The organism is Sorangium sp. So ce836 (assembly GCF_028553905.1).
Taxonomy (GTDB): Bacteria; Myxococcota_A; Polyangia; order Polyangiales; family Polyangiaceae; genus Sorangium; species Sorangium cellulosum_D.
In genome coordinates, this window is sequence record NZ_CP102233.1 from 9411434 (window position 1) to 9423963 (window position 12530).

10 protein-coding genes are annotated in these 12530 nt (G+C 71.4%); 2 read left to right on the forward strand and 8 right to left on the reverse strand.

Going from position 1 to position 12530, the window contains the following annotated elements; all coding sequences use genetic code 11:
• Positions 1-2: 2 nt before the first annotated feature.
• Together NQZ70_RS34030 and NQZ70_RS34035 are read left to right on the forward strand one after the other, a co-directional pair.
• Positions 3-725 (forward strand): IS110 family transposase, encoded by a 723-nt coding sequence (locus NQZ70_RS34030; protein ID WP_237244289.1) that lies wholly within the window; start codon positions 3-5, stop codon positions 723-725.
• 1811 nt (positions 726-2536) lie between these two features.
• Positions 2537-3691, forward strand: coding sequence for an AI-2E family transporter (locus tag NQZ70_RS34035; protein WP_129577951.1), 1155 nt, complete (start codon positions 2537-2539; stop codon positions 3689-3691).
• A 21-nt stretch (positions 3692-3712) separates the two neighbouring features.
• Here the strand turns inward: NQZ70_RS34035 and NQZ70_RS34040 are convergent, their stop codons facing one another.
• From NQZ70_RS34040 to NQZ70_RS34070, 8 genes are all read right to left on the reverse strand, one after another.
• Entirely contained in the window at positions 3713-4618 is a 906-nt protein-coding gene (locus NQZ70_RS34040; RefSeq protein WP_129577952.1) for a YihY/virulence factor BrkB family protein, read from the reverse strand.
• 443 nt (positions 4619-5061) lie between these two features.
• A complete protein-coding gene (locus NQZ70_RS34045) occupies positions 5062-5991 on the reverse strand; it encodes an alpha/beta fold hydrolase (protein WP_129577953.1) in 930 nt (309 codons plus the stop codon).
• Positions 5992-6080: 89 nt separating this feature from the next.
• A complete protein-coding gene (locus tag NQZ70_RS34050) occupies positions 6081-6281 on the reverse strand; it encodes a hypothetical protein (protein WP_129577954.1) in 201 nt (66 codons plus the stop codon).
• A 69-nt stretch (positions 6282-6350) separates the two neighbouring features.
• Positions 6351-6560, reverse strand: a complete 210-nt coding sequence (locus NQZ70_RS34055) for a hypothetical protein (RefSeq protein ID WP_129577955.1) — start codon at positions 6558-6560, stop codon at positions 6351-6353.
• 115 nt (positions 6561-6675) lie between these two features.
• Entirely contained in the window at positions 6676-7041 is a 366-nt protein-coding gene (locus NQZ70_RS53535; protein ID WP_129581744.1) for a transposase, read from the reverse strand.
• 844 nt (positions 7042-7885) lie between these two features.
• Positions 7886-8893, reverse strand: a complete 1008-nt coding sequence (locus NQZ70_RS34060; RefSeq protein WP_129577956.1) for a hypothetical protein — start codon at positions 8891-8893, stop codon at positions 7886-7888.
• A 229-nt stretch (positions 8894-9122) separates the two neighbouring features.
• Positions 9123-10058: a LysR family transcriptional regulator gene (locus tag NQZ70_RS34065; RefSeq protein WP_129577957.1), complete on the reverse strand. Its 936-nt coding sequence runs from the start codon at positions 10056-10058 to the stop codon at positions 9123-9125.
• 147 nt (positions 10059-10205) lie between these two features.
• A complete protein-coding gene (locus NQZ70_RS34070) occupies positions 10206-12398 on the reverse strand; it encodes a hypothetical protein (RefSeq protein WP_237244290.1) in 2193 nt (730 codons plus the stop codon).
• Positions 12399-12530: the final 132 nt, after the last annotated feature.

Here is a 12530-nt window from a genome sequence, read left to right on the forward strand (position 1 = left end):
GGGTGTCGACGGAAGCGGGGGAGGACCAAGCCTTGCCGGCCGAGACTCGCCAGCTCGTTGGACCTCTGGTGACAGCGCTGGAGATGCTCACCCCTCAGATCGCGCTGGCCGATGCCGCGCTCGAGCAGCTGTGCACCCACGAGCCGGTGATCGTGCGGCTGACCACGGCTCCCGGCGTGGGGCTGGTCGTCGCTGCCGCGTTCGTCTCGGTGGTGGACGAAGCCAAGCGCTTTCACCACGCCCACCAGCTCGCCTCCTATCTCGGCCTGGTCCCCCTGGAGGACACCTCCGGGGGGCGCGGCAAGCAGCGGCTGGGCTCGATCACCAAGCAAGGCAACGGCTATCTGCGCGCGCTGCTGACGCAGGCCGCGCACACGATCCTGCGGCACAAGAGCGGCGACGACCCGCTGCGCCGATGGGCAAAGGCCATCGATGAGCGCCGGGGTCGCCACGTCGCGGTCGTGGCGCTGGCGCGGCGGTTGTCGGGGGTGCTGTGGGCCATGTGGCGCGACGGCATGGTCTACGATGCGCAGAGCGCAGCGGTCGCTTCGGCCAAGGGCCTGCGGCTGCAAGCACAGTCGATCGAGCAGCAGGCGCAAAGCATGAAGGAGGCCGCGGCCAAGGCGCGCCGCCGGCAGCGCTCGATCGACAAGGGACTCGGCGTCGCTCGGGCAACGGCTCGGTCGAGGCCGGTCTCGACCTCAAGGAGGGCCTCGATGCACTGACTTTCCCCCTACGGGAACGTGCGCCACGAGCGCGTCACGCTGGGAGCGTGAAAGAGGGCCACGTGGATGAGCGCGGAAGCCTTCCGGGTGACCGGCCTGTGGGTCGAACATGCCGTCCCCTAGAATGCGCCTCCACGGTCCCGTTTCGGACCCCAGTGTGCATCCAGGCCACCAGGGCGACCGCCGGCCTGTGAATGCGGATCGTCGATCGAGCCACAGCTCGCTCCTGCGGACGCGACGAGGCGCTCAAGCACAAGCGGAACGACGCCCGACCAGGGCGAAGGGAGATGTCCATGCCGAAACGACCTGCACTGACGACGCCGAGCGCCGCCGCTGCCGAGCCGAAGCCGGCCAGCCGCGCAAAGAGAGCGCTCAAGCCCTTGACCTCAGGGCTGCCTCATCGTCGGGTGGCATGGACCCAACCCGGGCCCAATGGTCAAGCCCCGGGCCTGGGGAGCTCGCTGTGACCGCTCCGTCGCCTCGGGCGGCCGTGATCGCCTCGCTCGCCGGCACCCTGAGCCGCGCTGTCGCCCTCGGGGATGAGGTGGCGGCCCGGGTCGTTCACGAGGCGATCGGTCGCCTGTTCGGGCTGCCGGTGGCACCGGAGCGGTGAACAAACTTGGGCCGAACGTCGAGCTCGCCGCTCGCGTCGACTCGCTGCCGGAGCCTTGCCGCTCGCCAGCGCCCGCGGACTCTGCTGAGATCGCCCGCGCGCAGTGGTTGCGCGCCGAAGCGCCCCGGCGACCTCCGGCAAAGTGATATTGGCAAGCAGCAGGCCTGTGCCGGGGAGGCAAGCGCGAGGGCGTACGCGGCGCTCGACCTCTCGCCGCGATGATGCCTGGCGACGCCTTGGCGGAACTGCGGACGCCACAGGGAGCGGTGAGAAAAGGAGCGGCGAAGGGGCTCCTGCATGTTGGCACGGATGCCGCCGGGTTGCGGAGCCATGTTGGCTTCAAGCGGCGCCTCCGTTGCTTCTGCTGGACCGGGTGCGGTGCATCTTGCGCCGTGGGCGACGTTTCCGGCGGGGTACGCGCCCCATCGCCCCGACGAGACGGTCCTTCATGGGCTGGTCGAGAGAATCTCGAATCGTTCCTCGCGCACGCGCGCGAAACCTACGAGCGGTCGCTACCTCGGTACGTAGAGCAGGCGTTTCGCTGTTACCTGCGCTGCGGAGTCTTCGCGCATGGATTTCTACGGTTCCATTGCGATGAGTGCGGTCAGGACCTCCTGGTCGCGTAAGGTGTCCGCCCGGCGCCTTGCCGGCTCTCGCCGGTAGGCTCGCGCATCGTCCGCACGACGTCCTCGATGCTCGTGGTAACGGGCAGGGTGGCGAGCTCGTCCGACATCTGTCGTGCGCAACGCTCGAACCTGAGCTTCACCGCGTGCAGCGGAGGGCCTCGGGCGTCTTGACGAGGCACGAACCACGACGACGATCACCACGTCGAGCGCACGGAGGTGCCGCATGTCCGAGGAGGAGATCGAGAGCGACCCCAAGCAGAAACACGCCCCCCGACCCGCCGGCTCCACACAGGGGAGCAGAGCGGATGAGAGCCCTCGCCCCCTGCGACCCCGACGCCACTGGGCAAGCTGCAGCAAACGCTTCCCGAGGACGGCCACTGAGATCGGCCGGACGACTGAATACCCCCTCCGGCGATCATGACGCTGCGGCCTGCCCGGAGACCCAAGCGCCAGTCCTCCAGCGCAAGTAGCCCCAACACCGGGGCAAGTAGCCCCAACACCGGGCAGGAGATCGCGGCATTCTCCACCTGCGCGGAGATCGGACCTCGCCTCGAACCGCGGAGGCCTACGTGATGGCCGACCCCCTCCGGCCCGACGCTTCGGGGCCGCCCCCGTCCTCGGAAATGCGCGCGCCGGCGCCGCCTCCCACCGCGGTCCTGCCGGCGGCCCCTCCGGAGCCCGCGCGGGAGCGAAGGGCGCTCGCGGTGCTGGCGATCGCCGCGGTCGCGGCCATGGTGTGGATCACCCACCCGGTGGGGATCGGCATCCTCCTCGGCACGCTCAACGCCTTCACGATGCAGCCGTTCTACGAGCGGATGCGGGCGCGCGGGCGTCGACCCGCGGTGGCGGCGGCGATCGCGGTCGGGCTGTCGTCGATCGTGATCGTCGCGGTGCTGGCCGGGATCTCATCGCTGCTCGTAGGCCGGGGCGTGGTGCTGGCGGGGGCGCTCATCGCCGCGCTCTCCCCCGGGGCCCCGGCCCGGGAGCGCGTCGTCGAGTGGACCCGGCGCCTCGAACCGCTCGGGCTCCGCGCCGACGATCTTCCCGCCCGGCTGCGCGACGCCGCGGCCGATCTCGCCGCCCGCGCCGCCGGCATCGCGGCGTTCGTCGCCTCGGCCAGCTTCAGCGCTCTGCTCGGCTTCTTCTTCGTGTCGATGACCACCTATTTCGTCCTTCGGCACTGGACCTCGCTCGCGCGCCGCGCGGAAGACGTGCTCCCGCTGCACCCACGCCACACCCGCGCGTTGCTCGACGAGTTCCGGGTCGTCGGCCGGACGACGCTCCTCGGCACCGTGCTCACCGGAATCGCGCAGGGGTTTCTCGCGGCGATCGGCTTCCTCATCACGGGGATGCCCGAGGCGGCGTTCTTCGGCGCCGCGACGGCGGTGGCCTCGCTGATCCCCGCGGTCGGCACGCTGCTCGTCTGGGTGCCAGCGGGCGTGTACCTGATCCTCACGGACCACATCGCCATGGGGATCGTCGAGCTCGCGTGGGGGGCGCTGGTGGTGGGGGGCATCTCCGACTACGTGATCCGCCCGCGGCTCGTGGGCCGGGGATCGAGCATGCCAGCGCTCTTCACGTTCGGCGCGCTATTTGGTGGGGTGGAGACGTTCGGGCTGATCGGACTCTTGCTCGGGCCGCTGGTGATGGCGCTGGCGATCTCGACGCTGCGGATCTACGTGGCGGAGACGAAGGGGAGGCGCTCGGAGGGCGAGGCTCGGAGATGATCGAGGTGGCGAGATCGACGCTCAATCGTCCATCGTGCTCCTGGCTGCCGCCCCGGGGCAGGTCTCGACGCCGCGCGCAAGCTTCCGGTTCACCACCGCCCCCACGAGGAGCGCTGCCGTGAACAAGTACAGGCCGATCATGGTCACGCCGATCACCGCGAGCCCCGCCAGGTAGGCGCCGCCATCTCCCGCTTTGGCGATGTAGAACGCATAGGCGAAGCCGAACAGGATCTCGAGCGCGACGGCGAGCAGCGCACCGGGGAGGATCGGCACGCCACGCCGGGCCCGGGGCGGGATGCCGACCCGGTACAGGGCACAGACGTACGCGAGGACGATTCCCGCGCTGACGCAGAAGCGGAGAAGGCGGCTCGCCAGGGTCGGGGCTTCGGTCGCCCGCGGCAGCGGGATCCACCGCCCGAGCCCACCCATCGCGCCTTGGAGCGCGGGGCCCAGGGACGCGAGGAGAGCGACCGCGACCGGCAGGGCGATGCACATGCCGATGGCGAGCAGGCGCTTCTTCCACCAGGGACGCGCGATCCCGGTCCCGATCTCGAGGGAGTCGAAGATCGAGTGCACGCCGCTCGAGGCGAGCCAGATGAAGACCGCTGTGCTCCCGACGCCCACCGAACCCTCGTTCCAGGTGGCGAGGTTGATCAGCTCGGCGCTGACGAGCTGGCGGGCCGCTGCCGGGAGCGGGCTCAACAGCTGCACGACCGCGCTCCAGTTGTTCATCGAGAAGCGCCCGGCAAGGAGACCCGCGACAGCGGCGAGCGGCACGAGCGAGAGAAATAGCCAGAACGCCGTCTCGGCGGCGAGGCCGAGGACCCTCATGCGATCCAGGCAGACGAGCACGTCCTTCGACCAAGCGCCGGCGCGTGAAAACCGCCGCTTCCATCCCGCCAGCTTCAAGATGTGCAGCCGACGCATCGATGCCTCCCACCTCGGGGCTCCATGGGCTCCTCTTCTGCATCCGGAACCGCCCTCCGCGTCCTCCTCCCGTAGCTCCCTCTCGCGCAGCCGCGCGACGGAGCCGGCTCTCTGCCGATCCACCTCGGCGGTGTGCTTCTCCAGCCGATCGCACGACCGCGACAGCGCCCGTGTCGAGCCGAGGAGAGGATCGCGGGCTCGAGACGGTCGATCATCCGACGGACCGACAGCTCGTCGCGTGCGTGACGCGGGACTTCAACCTCGGCGACCCGGGGGTGCAGCGAGGGGCGTTGTTGCCTCGGCGCGCCCGTCGATCGCGTACGGGCGCGGCCGAGGACCTCGTTTCGCGGAACGGGTCGTTTCGCGGAACGGGTACGGATATACTGTCAGCGTCGCGCGTCGTGTGATCGCGCCCCGACATGGCCAGCGAAGGCGCGTCGACGTCACGCCGCGCGCCCGCGCGTGAGGAGCTCGCGCCACCGCTGCGCGGAGACCCGCGCCGGCTCCGTCGTGTCCACGAACCCCTCGAGCACTCGCACGAATTTCTCCGGATCCTCGCAATGCGGGTAGTGCCCGACGGCGTCGAAAAGATCGAGACGGCTGCCCGGCATCGATGCGTGCGCGTCGCGGGCGTGGGCGACGGGGATCACCGGGTCGTTGGTCCCCCACACGATCAGCGTCGGCACCTCCGCCGTCAGGTACAGCCGGTCGTGCGCGCTCACGCGCTGGCCGGCGCGGTCGATCACCGAGCGCAGGGTCTGGACGAACGCGCGCCGGGCGTCCGCGTCCGCGAGCGATGAATAGGCGTTGACGAACTCGACGAGCACCGGGCCGGGTCGCCGGCCGCGCCGCTCCAGTAAGCGCACGGCGGCGCGCGTGAGGAAGCGCTCCGGGCGGAGAGCGAAGCGGACGAGCGCGCGGGAGAGCGGCCAGCAGCCGATCGGCAGCGCCAGCTCGGCCCCAGGCAGGCTCAGCGCCCGCAGGAGCGCGTTCACCTCGATCCCGAGGCCGCCGCTGCCGACGAGGACGAGCCGCTCGCAGCACTCGGGGAACTGGTAGACCGTCTGCATGGCGACGCCGCCGCCGAATGAGTGCCCGACGAGCGTGCCGCGGTCGTGTCCGAGCGCCGCCATGAGGTCGCGGATGCTGCTCGCATACGCGCCGAGCGAGTAGTCGGTCCGCGGCTTGGCGGAGGCGCCGTGGCCCAGCAGATCCGGCGCGACGACGGTGAACCGCCGGGCGAGCGCGGGGATCACGTGCCGCCACGTCGCCGAGCTCCCGACCATGCCATGGATGAGCACCATGAGCGGGCCCCGGCCTTCCCGGCGGAAGGCGATGTCGTGCCCGTGGATCGTGGTGTGCTGCAGCTCCATGACACGAAGCGTAATGCGGTTACGGCCGGTGTCGCACTGTTCCGACCTATGCGGGTCGCGCCTGGTCGAGCAGGCGCTCGTCCTCAGCCTTAGCCGCGTCTCTTCGCCGCCTCGTCCTCCGTGTCGAGCCGCTGCGCTTCCTCGTCGTAACGCTCCTCGTCGGCGCGGATCTCCGCCTCGGTCTGCTCGCGGATCGGCGGGCGCGCTGCCTCCGGTTTGTCTTCGCCGAAGATGGCCTTGGCCGCTCCCCGGCCGAGGCCGTAACCGAGCCATGCTGTGAACCACGACATGGTCAGCCCTCCTTCCTGGGCTTCTTGAGGCGTCGTACGCGCCCCCTCGACGGACGCCTCGACGTCGCTTCAGACGTCGTCGGCGCCCTGCTTCACCTCGTCCCACCTGTCGTCGGTCGTCTTGGCTATCTCATGGAGCTTGGCCTTCGCGACGTCGAGCTTAGCGTGCAGGGTGTCGAGGTGGGGCCTCGCCAGAGCTTGGCCGCTCGCTGATGTGAGCTGTCGAGGCCGGAGCTCGAGCCGCCGTCCCTCGCGGATGTCGCAGCGCTCGAAGAGCACAAGCGACCTGCGAGCATGAAGACGATGAAGTTGAAGTTCGGCGTTGTTCTCGGCTGGAGCGGCGCCCTGGCCTGGCGGCGACGAAGTGCACGGCGTCGTTCTTGTCGTTTTGGGGCTAGCGCTCTGACACGATTCTGTTGAACCAGTCGGACCCGAAGATTCGCTCGGCGTCGCCGACGGTGAACTTCCAGTTGATCTTACGGCGAGCTCGAACCGCAGCTGCATCCCACTGCCGGACGCGACCCCGGAGCTCCGCGAGGGTTGGGATGCGGTTGCGATCGAGGCATTCCCTGGACACGAGGCTGGCTTCGATCTCCGCGGCGTTGAGCCAGCTCGCGTGCTTGGGCGCGTGGTGAAACGCGAAGCGCGAGGCGAGCGCGTGGCCCCGCTCGGTCCCGAAGGCCTTGATGAGCGATGCGGCGGCGTGAGTATTGAGGTTGCCCAGCGCCAGGTGAATCCACTGTGCTATCGGATCTATGATGGCTTCCTGTTCCGCGAGGGAATGCGGGCAGACGAGGCTGGAAGGCTAGAGCCGTCCGAGCTCGATCTCGAGCGCGGCGCCGTGGTGCTCGACGAGAATACGACGGATGACCCGCGGGCCTGTGCGCTCTCCCCCGATGTTGTGCGCGCGCTTCGAACCTATTCTGCTTATCTCCACCGAAGCAGCGCGTCCTCATTGGGCCGAGCGGCCCACTGCCGGGGCGCAATGGGGCGCAGGACTTTCGAAATCACCTGCGTCGCGCCGGAATCGATCGGCCTGAGCTCTTCGAGACCACTCATTCGAGGCTCAACATCCGCTTGCATGACACCCGTGCGACTTTCATTACAATCAAGCTCGCGAACGGCCGCACGGAGACGACGGAGACGTGGATCTCCGATCGGACCGTGCATAAGTCGAGCCGTCAGATCCACCACGACAAGCGCGCGGCGCGCAAGGTCGCTGAGATCGGCTTGGGGAACTTCGCGCCTCTGGACGAGGCGATCCCCGAGCTGAACGGCAAGGGCGGCCCTTCAGGCGGAGGTGCTCCCACGTCCGCGGGACTGGAGGCAGGCTCGCCGTCGCCGAGCGATGGCGCGTCCCTCGCCCGCGCGCTGCACGGCCAAGCACCCGGAGCGGTCGATGACCATGCCGGCCAGCCGCACGAGGCGACGCGACGGCTACAGGCGGCGCGTTGGGCCGCGCCGGAGACTCGCTCGGCCGCGAACGAGATAAAACCATATCAAATTATTGATGTTTTTTTCGGATCCCCTGCGCCGTCGCAGAAATCCTGGCGGGATTTCCGACACGCGGAACTACCGCCCTGTCCCGCGCCGCCGCGGCCGCTTCATGGCGCCACCGCCGGCCAGCCGGCGCCGACGGGGAGCGCCTGCACGTCGGGGAACAGCATGTACACGCGCTTCCCATCCCTCGTCTGCCCGTGCGGCGGCGACGGCGCGGCCGCGGCGGCGCTCGCGCGCACGGCGCGCCCGAGCGCGGCCGCGCCGTCGAGCGCCTGGCTGAGCGCGGCCAGCGCCTGCGCGAGCTCGGGGAGCGACGCCTCGCCCGACGTGCCCCGCGCGACGAGGGCGTCGAGCTCGCGGCTCCGCACCCCGAAGTCCGACGGCAGCGGGTGCGCGGGGTGCGCCGTGAGCGCGGCGGCGAGGAACTGGCGCTTCGCCACGGCGCCCGCCTCGCCGAAGCCCACGGCGAGCTCGAAGAGCGCCGACGCGACGCCGAAGCCGGGCTCGAGGCCCTCGCGGCCCTGGAGCAGGAAGCCCCCGATCCCCAGGTCGTCGAGGTACTCGAGCCCCGTGTAGCTCGGCATCGCCGAGCGCTCCGTGTCCGGCAGGGGCGGCGCGACGCGCACCTCGCCGCTCTCGAACACGACGACGCGCGCGTACGTGAAGCCGGCGTGCGGCACCGCGAGCCGCACGCGCGCGAGCTGCGCGGCGACCTCGGCCGCCGCGCCGATCTCGAAGCGCGCCCCCGGGAGGTAGCGCGCGATGCCCGCCAGCGTCATGCCCGCCGCGTCGGGCCAGGGGCAGACCGCGACGTGCCGCGGCGCGGCCTCCGCCTCGCCCGGCGCGCACACGCGCTCCAGGCCGAACGAGGTGGGCGCGACGAGCGGCGGCCGCTGGCCCTCCACCCGCCGCAGATCGCCGAACAGCCAGGCGCGGTTCTCCCCGTGGTGCTCGGGCGCGAGCATCCGCGCGCCGACGAGCAGCGCGACCGTGCCCCCGGCGCGCGCGAGCCAGGCCTCCGGCACCGAGAGGTGCTCGTACAGGTGAGCCTCGACGATGAGCTGCCACTCGCGAGGCGGCTCGGGCGGCAGGGTGGCGGCGGTTCGGTACATGGCGGGTGCGGGCCTCGAGGAGCGGCGTGCTCGGCACCGGGTCCACGCGCGAGACGGGCGAGCGCGCCAGACAGCGTATCCAAGGCGGGACGTCCGCGAAACACGGCAGTGCGCCGGCGCGGCCGATCGGCGCGCGCGCCGCCAGAACCATCGTCATTATTCATCTCCGGCGTGCCCGGCGCGCGGAGCAGAGGCGCGCACGATCGGCGACCGCGCGCGGCCGCCCCGCTCATGCGAGCCGCTTCACCCAGGCGAGGGCGAAATCGCGGAACACGGCCACGTTCCGCGCCACGTGCCGCGCGCTCGGATAGACGAGGTACGCGGTCCCCGCGCGCTGCGACCACTCGGGCAGCACGTGGACGAGGCGCCCGCTCGCCAGGTCGGGCGCGGCGAGGACGCGCGGGAGCGGCCCGATGCCGCCGCCCGCGCGGAGCACCGAGCGGATGAGCTGGAAGTTGTCGGTGGCGATGCGCCCGGTCGACAGCGCGTCGCGCACCGAGCGCGCGTCGCTGACCGGCCACTGGCCGCGCCGGGAGCTCGGGACGAACACCACCCGCTCGTGGTCCATCAGGTCGTCGATCGCGCGCGGCAGGCCGCGGCGCGCGAGGTACGAGGGCGCCGCGAAGAGCTGCACGTCGGAGTCGAACAGCTTGCGCGCGACCAGCGAGGAGTCCAGGAGCTCGCGCGTCGCGCGGATCGCGAGATCGAAGCCCTCGCGGAGCAGGTCGACCTGGCGAGAGGAGAGGTCGACCTCCACGGAGAGCAGCGGATACCGCGCGCAGAAGTCGACCAGCAGGTCGCCCACGAAGGACTCGCCCCCGTCGGGGGGCGCGCTGAGCCGGATGAGGCCCTGCGGCTGGCCCTGGTAGGCGTCGAGCGCCAGCGCCGCGTCGCGGAGGCCGGCGATGTGCGGCGCCACGTCGCCGAAGAAGCGGCGGCCCGCGTCGGTCAGCGCGACCGCGCGCGGCGACCTGTGGAGGAGCCGAACCTGGAGGCCCTCCTCCAGCCGCGTCACCGCGCGGCTCACCGTCGACTTCGGGACCCCGAGCTGCGCGGCCGCGGCCGTGAACGAGCCGAGCTCCGCCACCTTGGCGAACGCGGCGATCTCGTCGAGCTGGGGCGCCCGGTGCGATTGCGCTCGGGCGGCCGCGCGGGGGCTGGACATCGAGGGACCTCAGGGCGCTTCCGGCGTCGTCGCTCGCTCGGGCGAGGTTGCGCAAGCGCAACGCTGCGTTGAGCCGTTGCACGATAGCACCGGGCTCGGCGAGCGCCCATAGAAAGGGGGCGGGCGCTCCGAGCGGGAGGGCCCGCCTCACCTCAGCGAGGCTTTGCCATGAACACCGTCAAGCGTTTCGCCCCCTCCGCCGCCCGCATCCTCCTTGGGCTCGTGTTCTTCGTCTTCGGGCTCAACGGCTTCTTGCAGTTCTTGCCGCAGCCCCCGGCGCCGGAGGCCGCCGGCCGCTTCGCGGCCGCGCTGGCCGCGACCGGCTACATGTTCCCGTTGATCAAGGGGACGGAGGTCGTCGCGGGCGCCCTCTTGCTCTCGAACCGTTACGTCCCGCTGGCGCTGGCGCTCCTCGCGCCCATCGTGGTGAACATCGTCGCCTTCCACACCTTCCTGACGCCGCCGAACCCCGTCGCCTGGCTCGTCCTCGCCCTCGAGGTCTACCTCGCCTTCGCGTACCGCGCGGCGTTCCGCCCGATGCTCGCCGCGCGCGTCGACGCCGGCGCCACGGCGAGCGTCGGCGTCGAGCGCGGCAAGCTCCGGCCCGCCGAGAGCGCCGCCTGAGCCGCCGCCCCGCGCCGAGGCCTGCGCGGCGACGCCCGAGGAGGGCGCGCGCCGCGCGGGCGCGCTACTCGCAGGGCAGGACGCGCAGGACCCGGATCTTCGTGCTCGCGCTGCCGGGCGCCGCGAAGGCCACGCTCCCGTCGGGGAAGGCGACGAGATCCTGGTATCGATTGCCGAGCACGTCGACCTCGAGCGGCTCGCCCTCGGCCTCGCCGGTGGCGCGGTCGCGCGTCTGTACGTAGAGCGTGCGCTCCGGGTCGTTGCGCGCGATGTCGCCGGCGCGCGAGGTGGTCTGGCGCGCGAGGTGGTCTCCCAGGCCGCGAGCATGCGGGAGCCGCCGTAGGCGGCCAGGTGCGGCGCCCGGTGGTTCAGGCCCGACGCGCTGGCGATGACGAGGTCCTTGTCCGCGGCGCCGCCCGTGAAGTGGAGCAGCCGCACGTCGGCGAGCCCGTTCGAGCCCGCCGGCTGGCCCGGGCGGATGTTGCTCGCCGTGAGCCAGTAGCCGCCGCCGGACGCCGCGACGAGGTTCCCCAGGTTCGAGTAGGCGAGATCGACCGGATAGATGGTCTTGATTTCGGGCGCGAACGCAATGCGGTTGTTGTTGTCGGTCTTGCACACCGTCACGAACTTCCGGGCGCTCTCGTCCCAGAGGATGCGCTCGTAGCCGCTGTGGCTGCAGCCCCAGTCGAAGCCGCCGCGCTGGAGCTCCCCGCTCGCGTCGACCACCTGCATACGGTCGCCCTGATGGTTGTTGATGCACCCCCCTTGCGAGACGCTGATCGCGGCGCCGAAATAGCCGGCGTAGCGCGAGCCGTCGAAGGCGATGCGGCCGTGGTGCGCATACCACCAGATCATGTACACGTTCGGGCCGGTGGGGCCGGTCGAGTACGGCGGCAGCGCGGCGGTCGAGCTGGTGAGCTTGGTCGCCCAGGTCTCGCGCGCGCCGTCGAAGCGGACCATGTACATGTCGTGACAGGGGATCGGCGGGGACGGCGGCGCGCCGCACAGGTTCTCCGGCGCGCCGCAATTCAACGTCCCGCCGCCCTCGGCGTCGCGGGTGAGCAGCAGCACGCCGCCCTCGGCGTCGGCGTACAGGTCGGAGAAATCGTTCGCCGGCAGGCCGAACGAGGGGCCCACGGCCTGGTCGCCTGCGTCGAGCTCCGCGACGTGGACCCGGTCGTCGTCGCTCATCCACGCGAGACGCGAGCCGCCGGACGGTATCGGCGAGATGACGAGCGGCATCAGCGCGGCCTCGTCCTCGTTGTTGATCACGCGGATTCCGACGTCGACCTCGGTGATGCGGATTCGGTCTCGCGTGACGGCGCACGCGCCCGGGCCCGGATCGCCGCCCGCGCCGCCGCCGCTCGCGCTCGACGCCTCGGCCCCACCGCCGCTCGCGCTCGACGCTCCACCGCCGCCGCTCGCGCTCGACGCCCCGCCGCCGCTCGCGCTCGACGCTCCACCGCCACCGCCGCTCGCGCTCGACGCTCCACCGCCACCGCCGCTCGCGCTCGACGCTCCACCGCCACCGCCACCGCCGCTCGCGCTCGACGCCCCGGCGCCGCCGCCGCTCGCGCTCGACGCTCCCGCGCCACCGCCGCTCGCGCTCGACGCCCCGGTCCCGCCGTTCGCCGCCGATCCCGACTCTCCCGTGCAGCCCGCGGTCAAGGTGGCCAGAATCAGCGACCAGGCGACTCCCACGCATCGTGTCGACATGGCATCAAAGCTACTTCCCGGATGCTTTCCAATGCAAGAATTCCATATGGAGCGCAAATGTTCCGGCGATTCCTCGCTTCGCCACCGCGTCGGGGAAACCTCCGGGGAGACCCCTCCGGAGCGCCGCGACAC

Excerpts from the sequence above, each read along its gene's own strand:
- NQZ70_RS34050 (WP_129577954.1), bottom strand. The coding sequence starts at position 6,281 with ATGTCGTGGTTCACAGCATGGCTCGGTTACGGCCTCGGCCGGGGAGCG.
- NQZ70_RS34060 (WP_129577956.1), bottom strand. The coding sequence starts at position 8,893 with ATGTACCGAACCGCCGCCACCCTGCCGCCCGAGCCGCCTCGCGAGTGG.
- NQZ70_RS34045 (WP_129577953.1), bottom strand. The coding sequence starts at position 5,991 with ATGGAGCTGCAGCACACCACGATCCACGGGCACGACATCGCCTTCCGC.
- NQZ70_RS34070 (WP_237244290.1), bottom strand. The coding sequence starts at position 12,398 with ATGTCGACACGATGCGTGGGAGTCGCCTGGTCGCTGATTCTGGCCACC.
- NQZ70_RS34040 (WP_129577952.1), bottom strand. The coding sequence starts at position 4,618 with ATGCGTCGGCTGCACATCTTGAAGCTGGCGGGATGGAAGCGGCGGTTT.
- NQZ70_RS34065 (WP_129577957.1), bottom strand. The coding sequence starts at position 10,058 with ATGTCCAGCCCCCGCGCGGCCGCCCGAGCGCAATCGCACCGGGCGCCC.
- NQZ70_RS34035 (WP_129577951.1), top strand. The coding sequence starts at position 2,537 with ATGGCCGACCCCCTCCGGCCCGACGCTTCGGGGCCGCCCCCGTCCTCG.